19 protein-coding genes are annotated in these 19,319 nt (G+C 62.5%); 15 read left to right on the top strand and 4 right to left on the bottom strand.

From position 1 onward, the window contains the following. Positions 1–13: 13 nt before the first annotated feature. The 6 genes from lpdA (at position 14) to FFM81_RS11300 (ending at position 4,133) form a co-directional block, all read left to right on the top strand. Positions 14–1,459, top strand: coding sequence for a dihydrolipoyl dehydrogenase (lpdA, locus tag FFM81_RS11325; RefSeq protein WP_003573337.1), 1,446 nt, complete (start codon positions 14–16; stop codon positions 1,457–1,459). A gap of 98 nt (positions 1,460–1,557) precedes the next feature. Continuing rightward, positions 1,558–1,812 (top strand): GlsB/YeaQ/YmgE family stress response membrane protein, encoded by a 255-nt coding sequence (locus FFM81_RS11320; RefSeq protein WP_003573335.1) that lies wholly within the window; start codon positions 1,558–1,560, stop codon positions 1,810–1,812. A 37-nt stretch (positions 1,813–1,849) separates the two neighbouring features. Further along, positions 1,850–2,098 carry a GlsB/YeaQ/YmgE family stress response membrane protein gene (locus FFM81_RS11315; protein ID WP_003573333.1) on the top strand — a complete coding sequence of 83 codons (249 nt, stop codon included), beginning with the start codon at positions 1,850–1,852 and terminating at the stop codon, positions 2,096–2,098. Between the two features lie 46 nt (positions 2,099–2,144). Next, positions 2,145–3,116, top strand: a complete 972-nt coding sequence (lipA, locus tag FFM81_RS11310) for a lipoyl synthase (protein WP_003573330.1) — start codon at positions 2,145–2,147, stop codon at positions 3,114–3,116. Between the two features lie 6 nt (positions 3,117–3,122). Next, positions 3,123–3,671, top strand: coding sequence for an AAA family ATPase (locus tag FFM81_RS11305; RefSeq protein ID WP_138384326.1), 549 nt, complete (start codon positions 3,123–3,125; stop codon positions 3,669–3,671). 9 nt (positions 3,672–3,680) lie between these two features. Further along, entirely contained in the window at positions 3,681–4,133 is a 453-nt protein-coding gene (locus FFM81_RS11300; protein ID WP_003573327.1) for a type II toxin-antitoxin system RatA family toxin, read from the top strand. A gap of 8 nt (positions 4,134–4,141) precedes the next feature. Here the strand turns inward: FFM81_RS11300 and FFM81_RS11295 are convergent, their stop codons facing one another. Both FFM81_RS11295 and FFM81_RS11290 read right to left on the bottom strand, forming a co-directional pair. After that, on the bottom strand, positions 4,142–4,642 hold the full coding sequence (locus tag FFM81_RS11295) for a CinA family protein (RefSeq protein WP_138384325.1): 501 nt from the start codon (positions 4,640–4,642) through the stop codon (positions 4,142–4,144). After that, positions 4,639–5,859 (bottom strand): bifunctional 2-C-methyl-D-erythritol 4-phosphate cytidylyltransferase/2-C-methyl-D-erythritol 2,4-cyclodiphosphate synthase, encoded by a 1,221-nt coding sequence (locus FFM81_RS11290; RefSeq protein ID WP_025416113.1) that lies wholly within the window; start codon positions 5,857–5,859, stop codon positions 4,639–4,641. The genes FFM81_RS11295 and FFM81_RS11290 overlap by 4 nt, the downstream gene beginning before the upstream one ends. Positions 5,860–6,001: 142 nt before the next feature. Here FFM81_RS11290 and dusB point away from each other — a divergent pair, with 142 nt between their 5' ends. The 9 genes from dusB (at position 6,002) to hflX (ending at position 17,659) form a co-directional block, all read left to right on the top strand. Further along, complete coding sequence (gene dusB, locus FFM81_RS11285) at positions 6,002–7,021, top strand: tRNA dihydrouridine synthase DusB (protein ID WP_138384324.1); 1,020 nt, start codon at positions 6,002–6,004, stop codon at positions 7,019–7,021. Then, positions 7,018–8,172: a two-component system sensor histidine kinase NtrB gene (locus FFM81_RS11280; RefSeq protein ID WP_025416115.1), complete on the top strand. Its 1,155-nt coding sequence runs from the start codon at positions 7,018–7,020 to the stop codon at positions 8,170–8,172. The genes dusB and FFM81_RS11280 overlap by 4 nt, the downstream gene beginning before the upstream one ends. Then, on the top strand, positions 8,169–9,620 hold the full coding sequence (gene ntrC / locus FFM81_RS11275; protein ID WP_003573318.1) for a nitrogen regulation protein NR(I): 1,452 nt from the start codon (positions 8,169–8,171) through the stop codon (positions 9,618–9,620). The genes FFM81_RS11280 and ntrC overlap by 4 nt, the downstream gene beginning before the upstream one ends. Positions 9,621–10,154: 534 nt before the next feature. Next, on the top strand, positions 10,155–11,144 hold the full coding sequence (locus tag FFM81_RS11270; protein ID WP_138384323.1) for a potassium channel beta subunit family protein: 990 nt from the start codon (positions 10,155–10,157) through the stop codon (positions 11,142–11,144). A 205-nt stretch (positions 11,145–11,349) separates the two neighbouring features. Next, positions 11,350–13,620 (top strand): sensor histidine kinase NtrY-like, encoded by a 2,271-nt coding sequence (locus FFM81_RS11265; protein ID WP_003573314.1) that lies wholly within the window; start codon positions 11,350–11,352, stop codon positions 13,618–13,620. Next, positions 13,610–14,974 (top strand): nitrogen assimilation response regulator NtrX, encoded by a 1,365-nt coding sequence (gene ntrX / locus FFM81_RS11260; protein WP_003573313.1) that lies wholly within the window; start codon positions 13,610–13,612, stop codon positions 14,972–14,974. The genes FFM81_RS11265 and ntrX overlap by 11 nt, the downstream gene beginning before the upstream one ends. A 64-nt stretch (positions 14,975–15,038) precedes the next feature. Further along, positions 15,039–15,902: a D-amino-acid transaminase gene (locus tag FFM81_RS11255; RefSeq protein ID WP_003573312.1), complete on the top strand. Its 864-nt coding sequence runs from the start codon at positions 15,039–15,041 to the stop codon at positions 15,900–15,902. Positions 15,903–16,013: 111 nt separating this feature from the next. Next, positions 16,014–16,256, top strand: a complete 243-nt coding sequence (gene hfq / locus FFM81_RS11250; RefSeq protein WP_003539403.1) for an RNA chaperone Hfq — start codon at positions 16,014–16,016, stop codon at positions 16,254–16,256. Between the two features lie 77 nt (positions 16,257–16,333). Then, entirely contained in the window at positions 16,334–17,659 is a 1,326-nt protein-coding gene (hflX, locus tag FFM81_RS11245; protein WP_138384322.1) for a GTPase HflX, read from the top strand. A gap of 179 nt (positions 17,660–17,838) precedes the next feature. Here the strand turns inward: hflX and mazG are convergent, their stop codons facing one another. Further along, positions 17,839–18,684 (bottom strand): nucleoside triphosphate pyrophosphohydrolase, encoded by an 846-nt coding sequence (gene mazG / locus FFM81_RS11240; protein ID WP_138384321.1) that lies wholly within the window; start codon positions 18,682–18,684, stop codon positions 17,839–17,841. Positions 18,685–18,690: 6 nt separating this feature from the next. Further along, a complete protein-coding gene (locus tag FFM81_RS11235) occupies positions 18,691–19,278 on the bottom strand; it encodes a deaminase (RefSeq protein ID WP_003573309.1) in 588 nt (195 codons plus the stop codon). Between the last annotated feature and the right edge of the window lie 41 nt (positions 19,279–19,319).

Raw genomic sequence — 19,319 nt, 5'->3', positions numbered from 1 at the left:
GGGCAGGAAACACATGGCTGAATCCTACGACGTCATCATCATCGGCTCCGGTCCCGGCGGCTATGTCGCCGCCATCCGCGCCGCTCAACTCGGCCTCAAGACGGCGATCGTCGAGCGCGAGCATATGGGCGGCATCTGCCTGAACTGGGGCTGCATCCCGACAAAGGCGCTGCTGCGCTCGGCCGAGGTGCTGGATCACGCCAATCACTTCAAGGATTTCGGCCTTGTTCTCGACGGCACGGTCAAGCCGGATGCCAAGGCCGTCGTCGGCCGCTCGCGCGCCGTCTCCGCCCGCCTCAATGCCGGCGTCGGCTTCCTGATGAAGAAGAACAAGATCGACATCATCTGGGGCGAAGCAAAAATCACCAAGCCAGGCGAGATCGTCGTCGGCAAATCGTCGAAGCCCGTCGTCGAGCCGCAGCACCCGCTGCCGAAGAACGTCAAGGGCGAGGGCACCTATAGCGCCAAACACATCATCATCGCCACCGGCGCCCGCCCGCGCGCACTGCCCGGCATCGAGCCCGACGGCAAGCTGATCTGGACCTATTTCGAAGCGCTGAAGCCGGATGCGCTGCCGAAGTCGCTGATCGTCATGGGCTCCGGCGCGATCGGCATCGAATTCGCAAGCTTCTACCGCTCGATGGGCGTCGACGTCACGGTTGTGGAAGTCATGCCGACCATCATGCCGGTCGAGGATGCCGAAATCACCGCCATCGCGCGCAAACAGCTGGAGAAGCGCGGCCTCAAGATATTCACCAGCGCCAAGGTCACCAAGGTCGAGAAGGGTGCCAATAGCATCACCGCTCATGTAGAGACGTCAGATGGCAAAGTCCAGCAGATCATCGCCGACCGGATGATTTCGGCCGTCGGCGTTCAGGGCAACATCGAAAACCTCGGCCTCGAGGCGCTTGGCATCAAGACCGATCGCGGCTGCGTCGTCGCCGATGGTTACGGCAAGACCAATGTCGCCGGCATCTATGCGATCGGCGACGTCGCCGGCCCGCCGATGCTGGCCCACAAGGCCGAGCATGAGGGCGTCGTCTGCGTCGAAAAGATCGCCGGCCTGCCGAATGTTCATCCGACAGACAAGGGCAAGGTTCCCGGCTGCACCTATTGCAATCCGCAGGTCGCCTCCGTCGGCCTGACCGAAGCCAAGGCCAAGGAACTGGGCCGCGACATCCGTGTCGGCCGGTTCTCCTTTGCGGCGAACGGCAAGGCGATCGCACTCGGCGAAGACCAGGGAATGGTGAAAGTGATCTTCGACAAGAAGACCGGCGAGCTGCTCGGCGCCCATATGGTCGGTGCGGAGGTCACAGAGCTTATCCAGGGCTTCGTCGTCGCGATGAACCTCGAAACGACCGAAGAAGAGCTGATGCACACCATCTTCCCGCATCCCACCGTCTCGGAAACGATGAAGGAAGCGGTGCTCGATGCCTATGGCCGCGTCCTGAACGCTTGATAATTTCCACGGCTGCCCTCTATCCCGAGGCGGCGAAGCCGTCCTTCAGGATGGCCTAGGTCATCCCTGGGGGCTGGAAAAAACGAAAGGAAATCATCATGTCTATGGAGACGCAGGCGTTGCTGGTGTTTTTGCTGATTGGCCTGGTTGCAGGCTTCCTCGCCAGTCTGGTCGTCGGTGGCGGCGGCTTGATCAGATGCCTGCTCAGCGGCATCATCGGCGCCTTCGTCGGCGGTTATCTGTTCAGCGCGCTCGGCATATCACTGGGCATTGACAACGCGCTGGTCGTGCAGATCATCCACGCCACGGTCGGCGCCATTATCGTGGTGCTGATCGCCAGGGCGGTCGCTTGAGGCGCAACTGAAGGGCAAGTTGAGGGTAGGGGCAGGCATGGAAGGCGTAGGCTGGATTTCGGCAATCATCATCGGCGGACTTGCGGGCTGGCTGGCCGGCAAGCTGATGGAAGCGCGGTACGGGATTTTTCTGAACATCGTGCTCGGCATCGTCGGCTCGGTTGTTGCCAGCGCCATCCTCGCGCAGTTTCACCTCGCCTTGGTCGGCGGCAGGCTCGGTTACTTCGTGACGGGTTTCCTTGGCGCCTGCCTGCTGATATTCCTTGCGCGGCTGGTGCGGCGCTAGGTCCTGATGATTTGCCGCACAGGGGCGGTAGAAAGCTGAAACTGCAATGGTGACCATACTCGACACGATCAATCCCGACGCCAAGCGCGTGCGCCATCCCGAGAAGGCGCATCGGCCCGATACTGAGGTCATGCGCAAGCCGGACTGGATCCGCGTCAAGGCGCCGACCTCCAAGGGTTATGCCGAGACGCGCGCGATCGTGAAGGAGCACAAGCTCGTCACCGTCTGCGAGGAGGCCGGCTGCCCGAATATCGGCGAGTGCTGGGATAAGAAGCACGCGACCTTCATGATCATGGGCGAGATCTGTACCCGCGCCTGCGCCTTCTGCAACGTCGCCACCGGCAAGCCGAATGCGCTCGACATGGCCGAGCCCGAGAATGTCGCCAAGGCGGTCAAGGAGATGGGCCTATCCCACGTCGTCATCACCTCGGTCGACCGTGACGATCTTGAAGACGGCGGCGCCGAACATTTCGAAAAGGTGATCTGGGCGATCCGCGCGGCCTCGCCGGCAACGACGATCGAAATCCTGACGCCCGACTTCCTGAAGAAGCCGGGTGCGCTGGAGCGCGTCGTCGCCGCCAAACCCGACGTTTTCAACCACAATATGGAAACGGTCCCCGGCAACTATCTGACAGTTCGCCCCGGTGCCCGGTATTTCCATTCCGTCCGCCTGCTGCAACGGGTGAAGGAACTCGATCCCACCATGTTCACCAAATCGGGCATCATGGTCGGCCTCGGCGAGGAGCGCAACGAGGTGCTGCAGCTGATGGACGACCTGCGCACTGCCGATGTCGACTTCCTGACGATCGGCCAGTATCTGCAGCCGACCCGCAAACACCACAAGGTCGAAAGCTTCGTCACACCAGACGAATTCAAGTCCTACGAGACCGTCGCCTACAGCAAGGGCTTCCTGATGGTCGCCTCCAGCCCGCTGACCCGCTCGTCCCATCACGCCGGCGACGATTTCGCCCGGCTGAGAGCGGCGCGCGAGAAGAAGCTACTGATCGCCGCTGAGTAGGATTCGATGCCGCTTTATGACCGCATCCTGGTCATCGGCTGCCCCGGCAGCGGCAAGAGCACGATTGCAAAACAGCTCTCGCAAGCGCTCGGCCTTCGCTACATCTCCATGGACTGTGACTTCTACTGGCTGCCGGGCTGGAGAAAGAGACCGCGCGACGAGATCGATCGCCTGATCGCCAAGGCGGTGGCGGAAGAGCGCTGGATCATGGATGGAACCGGCCTCAGTTCCTTCCATCTTCGCCTGCCGCGCGCTGATGTCGTCATTTGGCTTCGTCTGCCCAGATATGCATGCCTCTACGGCGCCGTCTCAAGAGCATTGCGTTATTTCGGGCGCAACCGTCCCGAGCTGCCTGCCGGCTGTCCAGAACGCCTCTCCCTCGGCGCACTCGCCTATATCTGGAATTTCGAGCGGGACGCCGTGCCCCTGATTGAGGCAGCACTTCGGGAGCATGTCGCCGGCATCGCCGCGCACGGCCCCGGCATACCCGTTCTGCAGCTAAAATCCCGCCGCCAGATGCGTGAGCTTCTTGATCTTCTCGGCCCGCCCGCTTAAGTGCCGCCTATGCCGCAATTCGAAACCCATCGCCCCGTCCCGCACACGCCCGATCAGATGTTCGATCTCGTTGCCGATGTCGAGCGCTATCCCGAATTTCTGCCGCTCTGCGAAGCCCTCGCCATCAGAAGCCGCAAGGAGCGCGACGGCAAGATCCTGCTCGTTGCCGACATGACGGTGGGATACAAGGCGATCCGCGAGACCTTCACGACGCAGGTGCTGCTGAACCGTGCCGAGCACGTCATCGAGGTCAAATATATCGATGGCCCGTTCCGGTATCTCGAAAATCGGTGGCACTTCGCCGAGACGACGACCGGCGGCTGCACCGTCGATTTCTTCATCGATTACGAGTTCAAGAGCCGCATTCTCGGGGCGTTGATGGGCTCGATGTTCGACCGTGCCTTCCGCATGTTCACCGAAGCCTTCGAAACGCGCGCGGGCAAGATCTACGCGGCGGTCTGATGAGGCAATCAGCCGGCGAGCAGCGAGTGCACCATATCAAGCGCCGTCCGGACCGTTGCCAGCCGAACCTCGCTGCGGCCGATATCGCCATAGAGCATTTTCCGATGGATCAGTGCGCCGCTGCGTGACTTGGCGGCGAGGTGCACCAGGCCGATGGGTTTTTCCGCCGATCCGCCGCCGGGGCCGGCAATGCCGGTGACGGCGATGGCGATCGCGGCGCGCGAGCGGAAGAGGGCGCCGTGGGCCATCTGCCGCGCGGTCTCTTCGGAGACAGCTCCGAAGCTGAGTAGCGTTTGCTCCTGTACCCCGAGCAGTTCGATCTTGGCGGTATTGGTATAGGTGACGAAGCCGCGATCGACGACGGCGGAGGAGCCGGATATCTCGGTCAGTGCGCCTGATATCAGCCCGCCGGTACATGATTCTGCAGTCGAGACCATCAGCCCGGCGGCGATGAAATCGCGGATGATCGTCTCTGCCGCTGACAAAATATCCTGCGGGAAAAGACTCATCGTTTCCCCCCGCGATAGACGACGGTCGCCGTGGCGATCGCGGCGATACCTTCGCGCCGGCCGACGAAGCCGATCGTCTCGTTGGTCGTCGCCTTGACCGAGCAGCGCTCTATATCGATGCCGAGATAATCCGACAGTTTTGCCCGCATGGCCTGGCGATGCGGGCCGACTTTCGGCGCCTCGGCGATCAGCGAGACATCGGCATTCATGATCGTGCCGCCGTGCTCGCGCACGATCCGGGCGGCATGCTCGAGGAAGATCCGCGAGGCCGCGCCCCTCCACTGCGGATCGGATGGCGGGAAATGATCGCCGATATCGCCGGCGCCGCAGGTGGCAAGCAGCGCGTCGGTCAACGCATGCAGCGCGACGTCAGCATCCGAATGGCCTTTAAGTTTCTGGTCATGCGGAATGAACACGCCGCAGAGCGTGACGCCGTCGCCGGCTTCGAGTTGGTGCACGTCGTAACCGTTGCCGGTGCGCACGTCCGGAAGCGACGAGGTCGACAGCTTGTCGTCGGCCATGGCGATATCGCTCTTGACCGTGAGCTTGACGTTGTCGGGCGCGCCCTCGACGATCGTCACCGGAATGCCCGCCCATTCCGCGATCGAGGCGTCGTCGGTGAAATCGCTTCGCCTGCTCGCCGCGGCCTTCTCATGCGCATCGAGAATCGTTCCGAAAGCGAAGGATTGCGGCGTCTGCGCCGCGTAGACATGCTCGCGCGAAACCGTGGTCAGCACGGTACCGGCGCTGTCGACGCGTTTCAGCGTGTCGGTGACCGGGATCGCCGGCAGCACCGCTTGAGCGCCGTCGCCAAGGCTCGCGGCAATGCGGTCGAGAAGCGCGTTGTCGAAGAACGGTCGCACCGCATCGTGGATCAGCACATGGCTGATTTGCTTGTCCTTGAGATATCTGAGGCCAGCCAGCACCGATTGCTGCCGGGTCGGACCGCCATGCACCGTTGTGATCGGCGTTGCGGAAATGATATGGCGGAACGCCTTGGCAAATAGCGCCTCGTCGTCGGGATGTATCACGACGACGATCTCGGTCGTGGCTTCCCATGTCATGAAGTTTTCAAGCGTATGGACGATAACCGGCTTGCCGCCGATCAGGCGATATTGCTTGGGGCCTTCCTTGGAGGATCCTGCGCGCTCGCCGCGGCCGGCGGCAACGATGACAATTCCTGCCGATATCGGTTGCTTGGAAGGCATTTGCAGCATAAATCCCCTAAATTATGCGGAATTGACCGCAGTGCTCTAACCTCTTGCTTTGGCCTTTTCCAGCATCTGCCCGAAAAATATCGATTCCGATCCGAGCCCCCTTGGCAAGACATGGAACAATGGCTAAAAATAATGCAGTTCCATGGTTTGCCTGAAAGATAATCAATTGATTTCCAAGGACCTCGCAGCGCCTTTCCGAGTAGGAGATGTCTCCGTGCGGAACCGCGTTGTGCTGGCGCCGATGTCCGGCGTCACCGACATGCCCTTTCGCGAACTCGCCTGGCGCTTCGGCGCCGGCCTCGTCGTCACCGAAATGGTGGCGAGCCGCGAGCTGGTCAACGATACGGCCGAATCCTGGTCGCGGCTGAAGGCCGCGGGATTCCGGCCGCATATGGTGCAGCTTGCCGGCCGAGAGGCGCGCTGGATGGCAGAGGCGGCAAAGATCGCAGCCGATCACGGCGCCGATATCATCGACATCAACATGGGCTGCCCGGCTAAGAAGGTGATCGGCGGTTATTCCGGCTCGGCGCTGATGCGCGATCCCGATCACGCGCTCGGCCTCATCGAGGCGACCGTCAAGGCCGTCGACATTCCGGTGACGCTGAAGATGCGCCTCGGCTGGGACGAGAATTCGATCAACGCGCCCGAGATTGCGCGCCGCGCCGAGGCGGCCGGCATTCAGCTCGTCACCATACATGGCCGCACCCGCATGCAATTCTATGAAGGCCGCGCCGATTGGGATGCGATCCGTCCCGTCCGCGAGGTGATCTCCATTCCGCTGATCGCCAACGGCGATGTCGAGACCGCTGCGGACGCGCAGGAAATCCTGCGCCGCTCCGGCGCCGATGCCGTGATGGTCGGCAGGGGCTGCCAGGGTAGGCCGTGGCATGCCGGCGTCATCGCTGGTGCGGCCGCGCCGCGACCCGAGGAGATTGCCGATATCGCCGTCGAACATTACCGCATGATGCTGGATTTCTACGGCGAGGCGGTGGCGATCCGCCATGCCCGCAAGCATCTCGGCTGGTATCTCCAGCGTTTCGCACCTGATATCGCCGGCGATGAGAAGGCCGGCATCATGACCTCGCGCGATCCGCGCGAGGTGACCGCGCGCCTTTACGATGCGCTGGCATCAGCAGTTGTCGATAGCCGGGAGGCGGCATGACGAAGGATACGACTTCTCCGCTCGATCACGCCGGCGGAACCGTCGCCATGGCCGTGCTCAACGCCATCCAGAACCCCGTCATCATGGTCGACGAATCCGGCTTCGTCGTTTTCGCCAATTGGGAGGCGGAGGCCTTCTTCGGCGCCAGCGCCTCGCATCTGGCGCGTTACCGGATCTCGACCTTCATTCCCTTCGGCAGCCCGCTGCTTGCCCTGATCGACCAGGTGCGCGAGCGCAAGGCGCCGGTGAACGAATATCGTGTCGACCTGAGCTCGCCCCGCCTCGGCCAGGACAAGCTCGTCGACCTTTACGTCGCCCCGGTGCTCAGCGAGCCCGGCGCCGTCGTCATCGTCTTTCAGGAACGCTCGATGGCCGACAAGATCGACCGGCAGCTGACGCACCGCGCCGCCGCCCGCTCGGTGACCGGCCTCGCTTCAATGCTGGCGCACGAAATCAAGAACCCGCTCTCCGGCATCCGGGGCGCAGCCCAGTTGCTCGAGCAGTCGGCGGTCGACGACGACCGGGCGCTGACCCGGCTGATCTGTGACGAAACCGACCGCATCGTCTCGCTGGTCGATCGCATGGAGGTTTTTTCCGACGAACGCCCTGTGGACCGCATGCCGGTCAACATCCATTCCGTGCTCGATCATGTGAAGGCCGTCGCCAGGGCGGGTTTTGCCCGCAACATCCGCGTCACCGAGAGCTACGACCCGTCGCTGCCGGCCGTCTATGCCAATCGCGACCAGCTCGTCCAGGTCTTCCTCAATCTGGTGAAGAACGCCGCCGAAGCGGTCGGCGACCGGCCGGATGGCGAGATCATGCTGACGACGGCCTATCGCCCCGGCATTCGTCTCTCCGTTGCCGGCACGCGGGAGAAAATCTCGCTGCCGCTCGAATTCTGCGTCCACGACAATGGCCCCGGCGTTCCCGCCGATCTGCTGCCGCACCTCTTCGATCCCTTCATCACCACCAAGACGAACGGCAGCGGCCTCGGCCTGGCGCTCGTCGCCAAGATCATCGGCGATCACGGCGGCATCATCGAATGCGACAGCCAGAACAGCCGCACGACATTCCGCGTCCTCATGCCGGTGTCGAAGGACGCCTCGCTCGACGACGCCTCTTCCGCAAGCTCGACAGGACCTTCTCGATGACAGCTACGATCCTCGTTGCAGATGATGATGCGGCCATCCGGACCGTGCTCAACCAGGCTCTGAGCCGCGCCGGCTATGACGTTCGCATCACCTCCAACGCCGCTACCCTCTGGCGCTGGATTTCGGCAGGTGAGGGCGATCTGGTCGTCACCGATGTGGTGATGCCCGACGAAAACGCCTTCGACCTGTTGCCGCGCATCAAGAAGGCGCGTCCCGAACTGCCGGTCCTGGTCATGAGTGCGCAAAACACCTTCATGACCGCCATCAAGGCTTCCGAGAAGGGCGCTTATGATTATCTGCCGAAGCCCTTCGACCTCACCGAGCTGATCGGCATCATCGGCCGCGCGCTCGCCGAGCCGAAGCGCAAGCCTGCCAAGCTGGAAGACGACGTACAGGACGGCATGCCGCTGGTCGGCCGGTCGGCGGCGATGCAGGAAATCTATCGCGTGCTCGCCCGCCTGATGCAGACCGACCTGACGCTGATGATCACCGGCGAGTCCGGCACCGGCAAGGAACTCGTCGCCCGCGCGCTGCATGATTACGGCAAGCGCCGCAACGGCCCTTTCGTTGCGATCAACATGGCGGCGATCCCGCGCGACCTGATCGAATCTGAACTCTTCGGCCATGAGAAGGGCGCCTTCACCGGCGCGCAGACCCGCTCGACCGGCCGCTTCGAGCAGGCCGAAGGCGGCACGCTCTTCCTCGATGAAATCGGCGACATGCCGATGGATGCCCAGACACGGCTGCTGCGCGTGCTGCAGCAGGGCGAATACACCACCGTCGGCGGCCGCACGCCGATCCGCACCGATGTACGCATCGTCGCCGCTACCAACAAGGATTTGAAACAGGCGATCAACCAGGGCCTGTTCCGCGAGGATCTTTATTACCGCCTCAACGTCGTGCCGCTGCGCCTGCCGCCGCTGCGCGACCGCGCCGAGGATATTCCCGATCTCGTCCGCCATTTCATCCAGCAGGCTGAAAAGGAAGGCCTCGGCTCCAAGCGCTTCGACCAGGAAGCGCTGGAACTGATGAAGGCCTATGCCTGGCCGGGCAACGTCCGCGAGCTGGAAAATCTCATCCGCCGTCTGATGGCGCTCTATCCGCAGGATGTCATCACCCGCGAGATCATCGACGCCGAACTGCGCTCCGACGTGCCCGACAGCCCGATCGACAAGGGGCCGATCCGCAGCGGCTCGATGACGATCGCGCAAGCCGTCGAAGAGAACATGCGCACCTACTTCTCGGGTTTCGGCGAAAACCTGCCGCCACCCGGCCTCTATGACCGCGTGCTGACGGAAATGGAATATCCGCTGATCCTCGCTGCGCTCACGGCAACGCGCGGCAACCAGATCAAGGCAGCCGATCTTCTCGGTCTCAACCGCAACACTCTGCGCAAGAAGATCAGGGAACTCGGTGTGTCGGTCTACAGAAGCTCGCGCACCGCCTGAAGGAAAAGAGGGCGGCGGGCCCTCATGTTGCCCACCGCCCACTTCCTCCCGGCGTCCGCCGCCACGGTCGGGAAGAGGATTGAATCTAGCTGAGCCGGGCCGCGGTTTATATCCGGGCGAACAAACAAAAGCGCAGTGTCATTCAACAGTCACAGAGCATTTGCGACGTGCGGTTTGCCGCCGGGCGAATGTCATTGAAGTTGCTGCGGTCGTAGCCGCGGCGCCTGTGGATAGGCTGTGGATAACAAGTGGATGACAGGGGTCGATCGGCTGGCGATAGCGTCCCAGTTCCATTTGCATGTTGCCAATCCGTTCCGAATCTCGTCATCTCCCTTTGCTGCTGTCGACCTCCGCCGCAAACGTCGTCGATTGCATGCAACGGGCGCTCCGGCTGATTGTCGTCGAGCGCCCTTTTTCTTTGCGGAACCTCCTCGCATATCGTCGTTCATGCCATAGATTACGCCAGTCGGTCGTCGATCGATCGCGCGGCGCCGGTATCGGCCGGCCCAGTTTCATAATTTCGGGAGCTGCATGATGGAATATCGTCGTTTGGGTAAGTCGGGTCTGCAGGTGAGCGAGTTCTCCTTCGGCTCATGGGTCACGTTCGGCAAGCAGGTCAACGGCGGTGACGCCGTCGACCTGATGAAGCTCGCCTATGACAATGGGGTGAACTTCTTCGACAATGCCGAAGGATATGAAAGCGGCAAGTCCGAGATCGTCATGGGCGAGGCGCTCAAGTCGCTTGGCTGGAGCCGCGACAGCTTCGTCGTCTCGAGCAAAGTCTTCTGGGGCGGCGAGAAGCCGACGCAGCGCGGCCTGTCGCGCAAGCATGTGACCGATGCCTGCCACGCGGCGCTCAAGAGGCTTCAGGTCGACTACCTCGACCTCTATTTCTGCCACCGCCCGGATATCGACACGCCGGTCGAGGAAACCGTCCGGGCGATGCACGATCTCGTCGCCCAGGGCAAGGTGCTCTACTGGGGGACGTCGGAATGGTCGGCGCAGCAACTGACGGAAGCCTACGCCGTTGCCCGCGATCTGCGCATCACGCCGCCGACCATGGAGCAGCCGCAATACAACATCTTCGAACGCCAGAAGGTCGAGGCTGATTACCTCCCGCTCTACGAGCTGATCGGCCTCGGCACCACGATCTGGTCGCCGCTCGCTTCGGGCGTCCTGACCGGCAAATACAGCGACGGCGTGCCGGCTGACAGCCGCATGAACTTGCCGGGCTATGAATGGCTGAAAGAGAAGTGGTCCAGTGATGCCGGCCGTGCCCAGCTCGAAAAGGTACGCCAGCTCGCAAAGCTCGCCGACGAGATCGGCCTGTCCATCACCCATCTCGCTTTGCTGTGGTGCCTCGCGAATCGCAACGTCTCCACCGTCATCCTCGGTGCGTCGCGCGCCAGCCAGCTGCAGGACAATCTCGCGGCCCTCCAGCACAGGCACAAAGTGACGCCCGAGGTGCTGGAGCGGATCGACGTGATTGCCGGAAACAAGCCGGAAGAACCGCGTCGGTTCTAAAAACTATGACGAACTGAGGTCATAGACAGCTTGACAATGTGACGGGGTGCGTTGCATTTTCGCCACAATGCGTTGCTTAAAGGTCACGCAGGGTTTTGGACATTCGCTCCCGATCGAGTCGTTGCAGCGCTGGCTTTCTTGAGCCGGCGTTCTTTGGTTTCGATCGGATGGCGAGGGCGGCGGGTGCCGTCTGAAGAGAGGCCGAATGACGCAGGATGGGGTATCGCCGCCGGCGGCGGGCGAGGCGGTGACCACGGTGACCGATCGGCGCGCCCTTTTCGCCGTGCCCGGCCTGGTGCTTGCCGGCGGCGCGCTCCTCTGCGCCACCGCGACCCTGTTTGTGCTGCTCGGCCTTACACCGATCGCGCCGACGTCGCATGTCGTCATCACCTCGGTAATCGTCAATTCCTTCTTCGTCCTGACGCTGCTGGCGCTGATCGCCCGCGAGGTGGCAAGGCTGCTTAAGGCGCGGACCCGCGGCCGGGCAGCCGCCCGCCTGCATATCCGCATCGTCGTGCTGTTCTCGATCGTCGCGATCACGCCGGCGATCCTCGTCGCTATCTTCGCCAGCATCACGCTCAACGCCGGCCTCGACCGCTGGTTTGCATTGCGCACCCAGTCGATCGTCAGCTCGTCGCGCAATATCGGCCAGGCCTATATGATGGAAAACGCCAGCTATCTGCAGGGGCAGACGGTTTCCATGGCCAACGACCTGGAGCGCAACCGCGCGCTTTACAGCCTCGACAGGACGGGCTTTGCCGACTTGATGACGCGCCAGGCGAGGGGCCGCGGCCTGCTCGGCTCCTTCCTCGTCGAGCGCGACGGTTCGGTCGTCGTCCAGGCCGACATCACCACCGAAAAGCCGTTGCCGGCAATCCCGCAGGACGCGCTCGAGAAGGCCGCGGCCGGCCAGCCGACGCTGATTCCGCCCGGCGTCACCAACCTCGTCGGCGCCATCATCAAGCTCGACGCCATCCCGGGCACCTTCCTCTATACGGTGCGCGCCGTCGATCCCAAGGTCATGGGCGCCATGCGCATGATGGAGGAGAACGCCACCGAATATCGATCGATGGAAGCCAACCGCTTCTCGTTGCAGATCGCTTTCGCCGTGCTCTACATCGGCTTCGCGCTGATCGTGCTGCTCGCAGCGATCTGGACGGCGATCGCGGTGGCCGACCGCATCGTCCGGCCGATCCGGCTCTTGATCACGGCGGCCGACAGCGTGGCATCGGGCAATATGGATATCGTCGTGCCGGTGCATTCCGTCGATGGCGACGTCGCCAATCTGTCGCGCACCTTCAACAAGATGATCTCGGAAATCCGCACGCAGCGCGACGAGATCCTCGAGGCAAAGGACGAGGTCGATGACCGCCGCCGCTTCATCGAAGCGGTGCTGTCGGGTGTTACCGCCGCCGTCATCGGCGTCGAGCAGGACCGCCGCATCGCCATCGTCAACAGTTCGGCCGAGACGCTGATGTCGCTGTCAGCCGACGAGATGCTCGGCAAGCAACTGGCCGACATCGCCCCTGAGGTCGATCAGGTGCTGACCGAGGCGGCGTCACGTCATCGCGGCGATTTCCGCAAGCAGATCGCGCTGGTGCGCGGCGGCACGGTCAGGACGCTAAGCGTGCAGGTCACCCGCGAGGAAGTGCGCGATATGAGCGAATCCTATGTGATTACGCTCGACGACATCACCGACCTCGTCATCGCCCAGCGCTCGACCGCCTGGGGCGACGTCGCAAGACGCATCGCTCATGAGATCAAGAACCCGCTGACGCCGATCCAGCTTTCCGCCGAGCGCATCCAGCGGCGTTACGGCAAGCAGATCGACCAGGCCGACCGCACCGTCTTCGACCAATGCACCGAGACGATCATCCGCCAGGTCGGCGATATCGGCCGCATGGTCGACGAATTCTCCGCCTTCGCCCGCATGCCGAAGCCGACCAAGGAACCGAGCGACCTGCGCGATATTCTGCGCGACGCAATCTTCCTGCGCGAGATGGGCAATCATCACGTCAGCTTTGCGCAGGATTTCGGCGAGCAGCCGCTGGAGGGCCTGTTCGATAGCCGCATGCTCGGCCAGGCTTTCGGAAATCTAATCAAGAATGCCGTGGAAGCGATCGAAGCCGTTCCGAGCGACGAACGGGACGAACGCAAGATTCTCGTTCGCGCCGCCTTCGATGCCGGCCGCGACCGCTTCACCGTCGATGTCATCGACAATGGCCGCGGCCTGCCGGTGGAGAACCGCCACAGCATTCTGGAGCCTTATATGACGATGCGCGAGAAGGGCACCGGTCTCGGTCTCGCCATCGTCAAGAAGATCATCGAGGAACATGGCGGGCAGCTCGAGCTGCACGATGCGCCCGCCGATTTTGATCGGGGAAGAGGGGCCATGATCCGCGTGCATCTGCCACGCCGGGATCCGACGCCCTCCGCTCCCGCAGCCAATGACAAGGAAAGCGTTTATGGCCTCTGATATTCTCGTCGTCGACGACGAGCACGATATTCGCGAGATCGTTTCCGGCATCCTCTCCGACGAGGGACACGAAACGCGCACGGCCCATGACAGCGACAGCGCACTGGCGGCGATCTCCGACCGCGTGCCGCGGCTGATCTTCCTCGATATTTGGATGCAGGGCAGCAAGCTCGATGGCCTGTCGCTGCTCGACGAGATCAAGACCCGTCATCCGGATCTGCCCGTGGTGATGATCTCAGGCCATGGCAATATCGAGACCGCCGTCTCGGCGATCAAGCGCGGCGCCTTCGATTTCATCGAGAAGCCCTTCAAGGCCGACCGGCTGATCCTGATTGCCGAAAGGGCGCTTGAAAATTCCAAGCTGAAGCGCGAAGTCTCCGAGCTGAAGCGCCGCACCGGCGACGCACTGGAACTGATCGGCACATCGGTCGCCGTGTCGCAGCTGCGCCAGACGATCGAGAAGGTCTCGCCGACCAACAGCCGCATCATGATCCTCGGCGCATCCGGCTCCGGCAAGGAACTCGTGGCGCGGATGATCCACAAGAAGTCGGCTCGCGCCAACGGCCCCTTCGTGGCGATCAACGCTGCCAACATCACGCCCGATCGCATGGAGGTGGCGCTGTTCGGCACCGAGGGCACGCCCGGCCAGGCGCGCAAGATCGGCGCGCTCGAGGAAGCCCATCGTGGCATCCTCTATCTCGACGAAGTCGGCGAGATGCCGCGCGAGACGCAGAACAAGATTCTCCGCGTCCTGGTCGATCAGCAGTTCGAGCGCGTCGGCGGTTCCAAGCGCGTCAAGGTCGATGTCCGGATCATCTCTTCGACCGCCTATAATCTCGAGAGCCGCATCACCGAGGGATGGTTCCGCGAGGATCTCTATCATCGCCTCGCCGTCGTGCCGGTGCGTGTGCCCGCACTTGCCGAGCGGCGCGAGGACATTCCCTTCCTCGTCGACCAGTTGATGCGCCAGATTTCCGAGCAGGCCGGCATCCGTCCGCGCCGCATCGGCGACGACGCCATGGCCGTACTGCAGGCACATGACTGGCCGGGCAACATCCGCCAGCTGCGCAACAATATCGAGCGGCTGATGATTCTGGCCCGCACCGATGGGCCGGATGCGCCGATCACCGCCGACATGCTGCCGACCGACCTCGGCGACATGCTGCCGAAGGTGTCGGCCAAGAACGATTATCACATCATGACGCTGCCGCTGCGCGAAGCCCGCGAGATGTTCGAGAAGGACTATCTGATCGCCCAGATCAACCGCTTCGGCGGCAATATCTCGCGCACCGCCGAATTCGTCGGCATGGAGCGTTCGGCACTGCACCGCAAGCTGAAGTCGCTCGGCGTCTGATCCTTTCCGGCGGGGCCATTGCCCCGCCGCATTCCCTTATCGCTTTCCGAAGACCAGGTTTCCCATGCCGAGAATTGCCTATGTGAACGGTCGCTACGTCAAGCATTCCGATGCCAGCGTGCATATCGAGGATCGCGGTTACCAGTTCGCCGACGGCGTTTATGAGGTCTGCGAGGTCCGCCACGGCTATATCGTCGATCTCACCCGCCATCTGAACCGTCTCGACCGTTCGCTCAGCGAGTTGCGCATTACCTGGCCGATGGGCCGGGCGGCGCTGACCCAAGTCATTCGCCAGACGCTGCGCCGCAACCACGTGCGCGACGGGCTGTTCTATCTGCAAGTGACGCGCGGTGTCGCGCGGCGCGATCATGTCTTCCCGGCCGAGGGCACGCCGCCTTCACTCGTGATCACCGCCAAGAGCACCGATCCCAAAATCATTGCCGCCAAGAATGCCAACGGCATCAGGGCGATTACCGTTGCCGACAATCGCTGGGACCGCGTCGACATCAAATCCATCGGCCTGCTGCCGAATGCCATGGCCCGCCAGCAGGCCAAGGAGGCGGGCGCCCAGGAGGCGATTTATGTCGACGCCGACGGCATGGTGAAGGAAGGGGCGGCGACCAATGTCTGGATCGTCGATCCCGATGGAACGCTGGTCACCCGCCCGGCCGAACACGGCATCCTGCGCGGCATTACCCGCACCACGCTGATGGATGTCGCAGCCAGGCTGGGCTTGAAGATCGCGGAGCGGAATTTCTCCGTTTCCGAGATGCTCACTGCTCGCGAGGTCTTCCTCACCGCAGCAACAAGTATTTGTTTTCCGGTGGTTTCCGTCGACGGCCAGGCCATCGCCAACGGCCATCCGGGCAGCGTTTCGCAGAAAGTCCGCGAGGCCTTTTTCGACGTTGCGGAAAAGATTGCGATTTGATACCAAGATTTGCTGGACAGGTGGAATGAGGGTGCCGCCGGTCTTGCATGGAGAGGTTGATTGGTATTCTACCGGCCAGATCGGGTCGGCAATAAAGAAAGAAGCGGCGCGATGGCGGAACGTTCTCAGAATCTGCAGGACTTATTTCTTAATACTGTTCGCAAGCAAAAGATTTCCCTGACAATCTTTTTGATCAACGGCGTGAAACTCACGGGCGTTGTTACGTCTTTTGACAATTTCTGTGTTCTTCTTCGCCGTGACGGCCATTCGCAGCTCGTGTATAAGCATGCGATCTCGACGATCATGCCGGGCCAGCCGATGCAGATGTTCGAGAGCGAAGAAGCAGCGTCCTAACAGGATCAGCCGTCATTTCGACACGCGATACCAAGAACGATTCGATCATCCCTGAGGCCGCCAAGCACAGGGACGACATGCGCGCGACTGTCGTCGTGCCGGTCCTGAAGTCGCGCAGCCGCGGCGGCCAGAGCGAGTCGGCCTCGACCCGCACGCCGGAAAGCCGGCTGGAAGAGGCGACTGGCCTTGCCCTGGCGATCGACCTCGATGTGGTCAATGGCTCGATCGTGCCGGTCAACGACCCGAGACCGGCGACACTGCTCGGCACGGGCAAGATCGAGGAGATCAAGGCGCTGCTCAACGAGCGCGATTCCGGTCTCGTCATCGTCGATCATCCGCTGACGCCGGTGCAGCAGCGCAATCTCGAAAAGGAATGGAACGCCAAGGTCATCGACCGGACGGGCCTGATCCTCGAAATCTTCGGCCGCCGCGCCTCCACCAAGGAAGGCACGCTGCAGGTCGATCTCGCCCACCTGAATTATCAGAAGGGCCGGCTGGTCAGAAGCTGGACCCACCTTGAACGCCAGCGCGGCGGCGGCGGCTTCATGGGCGGCCCCGGCGAAACCCAGATCGAGGCCGACCGGCGGATGCTGCAGGACCGCATCATCAAGCTCGAACGCGAGCTGGAGCAGGTCGTGCGCACCCGCCAGCTGCATCGCGCCAAGCGCCGCAAGGTGCCGCACCCGATCGTAGCACTCGTCGGCTATACCAATGCCGGCAAGTCGACGCTGTTCAACCGCATCACCGGCGCCGGCGTGTTGGCCGAAGACATGCTTTTTGCCACGCTCGACCCGACGCTTCGGCGCATGAAGCTGCCGCACGGCCGCACGGTCATCCTGTCCGACACCGTCGGCTTCATCTCCGACCTGCCGACCCATCTGGTGGCCGCCTTCCGCGCGACCTTGGAAGAGGTGCTGGAAGCCGATCTCATCCTGCATGTCCGCGACATGTCCGATGCCGACAACCAGGCGCAGAGCTCCGACGTGATGCGCATCCTGAACGACCTCGGCATCGACGAGGCCGAAGCCGACAAACGGCTGATCGAGGTCTGGAACAAGATCGACCGGCTGGAGCCGGAGGTCCACGACGCCATGGTGCAGAAATCATCAGGCGCCAGCAACGTGGTGGCGGTTTCCGCCGTCAGCGGCGAGGGTGTTGATACGCTGATGGACGAGATCAGCCGCCGCCTCTCCGGCGTGATGACCGAAACGACGATCCGCCTTCCCGTCGACAAGCTGGCGCTGCTGCCCTGGCTCTACGATCACGCGATCGTCGACGCCCGCGAGGATAATGAGGACGGCTCGATCACGCTGGAACTGCGGCTGTCGGAAACCGAAGCCGCCGAACTCGAACGCCGCATCGGCATCGGGCCGAAGCCTGCGAAAGAGGATTGGGAGCGGTAAGTTCGGCGCGGCCAGCCCCTCATCCGGCTGCCGCCATCTTCTCCCTGCTTGCGGGGGGAAGGGATATGCCAGCCCGGCCTCCTCAATCTCGACGTTGAATTTGGCACGTCCCCTCTACCCGTTTACGGGGAGAGGGTTAGGGTGAGGGGCAGCATCCGCACGAAGCCGCAGGTGTCAACTCATTCGGCCCCGGCCGTCACAGCTCGTTCGATCGCCTTCGCAGCCTGCCAGATTTCTTCCATGCGTTCGAGACTAGCCGCCTCCAGCGTCTCGCCTTCCGCATCAAGAACCTGCTCGATATGATTGAATCGACGCCGGAATTTCGTGTTCGTTCCGCGCACGGCCTGTTCCGGATCAGCCTTCACATGTCGGCCGATATTGACGACCGCGAAGATCAAATCGCCGAGTTCGTCGCTGACCTTCGCCCGGTCGCCGTCTCTCAGCGCCACCCGTAATTCGCCGATCTCTTCCTCGATCTTGTCGAGGATCGGCTCGGGCGCCGACCAGTCGAAGCCGACTTTGGCGGCGCGTTCCTGCAGCTTCAGCGCTTCTGTCAGGGCCGGGAAACTGCGCTGCACCGAGCCGAGAAAGCCGCCCTTGAAATCCTCGGTGATCCCGCGCCGCGCTCGCCGCTCGGTGCGCTCGCGTTTTTCCGCCTGCTTGATCTCGTCCCACTGGATCTTCACGGCGTCGGGCGTATCGGCGTCCGAGCGGGCAAAGACATGCGGGTGGCGCCTGATCATCTTGGTGGTGATGGCGTTGACCACGTCGCCGAAGGAGAATTCGCCGGCCTCCTCGGCCATGCGGGCATGGAAGACCACCTGCAGCAGCAGGTCGCCCAGCTCGTCGCAGAGATCGTCCATATCGCCGCGCTCGATCGCGTCGGAGACCTCATAGGCCTCCTCGATCGTATAGGGCTTGATCGTCTCGAAATTCTGCACGATGTCCCAAGGGCAGCCGGTCTCGGGATGGCGCAGCGCCGCCATGATCTCGATCAGCCGCGAAATGTCTTTTGAAGGTTCCATGGTGCCTCAATTAAGCGGAATATCGTTGGCGCTCTTCGACGACTGATAGCTGGAAGACAGTGCGTCGTAGCGCGCCTTGATGCGGGCGGTCTGCGCCTTCAACGCCGTCTTCAGCGGAGCCTCTTCGGTCTCGACCAGATCGGCGATGGCAAAACTGTTCCAGAAGGCGTTTTGCCTGCGATAGCCGCCCGGTTCGAGCCCGAAGACCTCCTTCAGGATCTTCAGGTCGTGCGGAATGGCGAAGGCATCGCGGGAATCCTCGTGACTGAAGAAGTAGTAGAAATTATCGAAGCCCGCCCAGGTGATCGCCGACATGCACATGGTGCAGGGTTCGTGCGTCGACAGGAAAATCAAATCCTTGGTCGCCGGCTTGTCGCCAAGCTCGTAGAAGCGCTTCAGCGTGTGCACCTCGCCATGCCAGAGCGGATTCTCCAACTCGTTGTTGGTCTCGGCGACGACGAGCGAAAGATCGGATTTGCGCAGGATCGCCGCGCCGAACACCTTATTGCCTAAGGAAACCCCGCGCTCGGTGAGCGGCAGGATATCCTCTTCCATGACCGAAAGCAGGCGGGAGGCGATGGTCTCGTCAGGCATTGGCATCTCCGGTTTTCCCCGCAGTCTATCGTCTTGGCGGC

The sequence above is a fragment of the Rhizobium hidalgonense genome (genome assembly GCF_005862185.2).
Taxonomy (GTDB): Bacteria; Pseudomonadota; Alphaproteobacteria; order Rhizobiales; family Rhizobiaceae; genus Rhizobium; species Rhizobium hidalgonense.
The sequence above is the reverse complement of the archived record's forward strand: the minus strand, read 5'-3'. Positions and strand labels throughout refer to the sequence as shown.

Bases quoted from the DNA above. Each gene is read 5' to 3' on its own strand.
- lpdA (WP_003573337.1), top strand. From the start codon at position 14: ATGGCTGAATCCTACGACGTCATCATCATCGGCTCCGGTCCCGGCGGC.
- FFM81_RS11320 (WP_003573335.1), top strand. From the start codon at position 1,558: ATGTCTATGGAGACGCAGGCGTTGCTGGTGTTTTTGCTGATTGGCCTG.
- FFM81_RS11315 (WP_003573333.1), top strand. From the start codon at position 1,850: ATGGAAGGCGTAGGCTGGATTTCGGCAATCATCATCGGCGGACTTGCG.
- lipA (WP_003573330.1), top strand. From the start codon at position 2,145: ATGGTGACCATACTCGACACGATCAATCCCGACGCCAAGCGCGTGCGC.
- FFM81_RS11305 (WP_138384326.1), top strand. From the start codon at position 3,123: ATGCCGCTTTATGACCGCATCCTGGTCATCGGCTGCCCCGGCAGCGGC.
- FFM81_RS11300 (WP_003573327.1), top strand. From the start codon at position 3,681: ATGCCGCAATTCGAAACCCATCGCCCCGTCCCGCACACGCCCGATCAG.
- FFM81_RS11295 (WP_138384325.1), bottom strand. From the start codon at position 4,642: ATGAGTCTTTTCCCGCAGGATATTTTGTCAGCGGCAGAGACGATCATC.
- FFM81_RS11290 (WP_025416113.1), bottom strand. From the start codon at position 5,859: ATGCTGCAAATGCCTTCCAAGCAACCGATATCGGCAGGAATTGTCATC.
- dusB (WP_138384324.1), top strand. From the start codon at position 6,002: ATGGTTTGCCTGAAAGATAATCAATTGATTTCCAAGGACCTCGCAGCG.
- FFM81_RS11280 (WP_025416115.1), top strand. From the start codon at position 7,018: ATGACGAAGGATACGACTTCTCCGCTCGATCACGCCGGCGGAACCGTC.
- ntrC (WP_003573318.1), top strand. From the start codon at position 8,169: ATGACAGCTACGATCCTCGTTGCAGATGATGATGCGGCCATCCGGACC.
- FFM81_RS11270 (WP_138384323.1), top strand. From the start codon at position 10,155: ATGGAATATCGTCGTTTGGGTAAGTCGGGTCTGCAGGTGAGCGAGTTC.
- FFM81_RS11265 (WP_003573314.1), top strand. From the start codon at position 11,350: ATGACGCAGGATGGGGTATCGCCGCCGGCGGCGGGCGAGGCGGTGACC.
- ntrX (WP_003573313.1), top strand. From the start codon at position 13,610: ATGGCCTCTGATATTCTCGTCGTCGACGACGAGCACGATATTCGCGAG.
- FFM81_RS11255 (WP_003573312.1), top strand. From the start codon at position 15,039: ATGCCGAGAATTGCCTATGTGAACGGTCGCTACGTCAAGCATTCCGAT.
- hfq (WP_003539403.1), top strand. From the start codon at position 16,014: ATGGCGGAACGTTCTCAGAATCTGCAGGACTTATTTCTTAATACTGTT.
- hflX (WP_138384322.1), top strand. From the start codon at position 16,334: ATGCGCGCGACTGTCGTCGTGCCGGTCCTGAAGTCGCGCAGCCGCGGC.
- mazG (WP_138384321.1), bottom strand. From the start codon at position 18,684: ATGGAACCTTCAAAAGACATTTCGCGGCTGATCGAGATCATGGCGGCG.
- FFM81_RS11235 (WP_003573309.1), bottom strand. From the start codon at position 19,278: ATGCCTGACGAGACCATCGCCTCCCGCCTGCTTTCGGTCATGGAAGAG.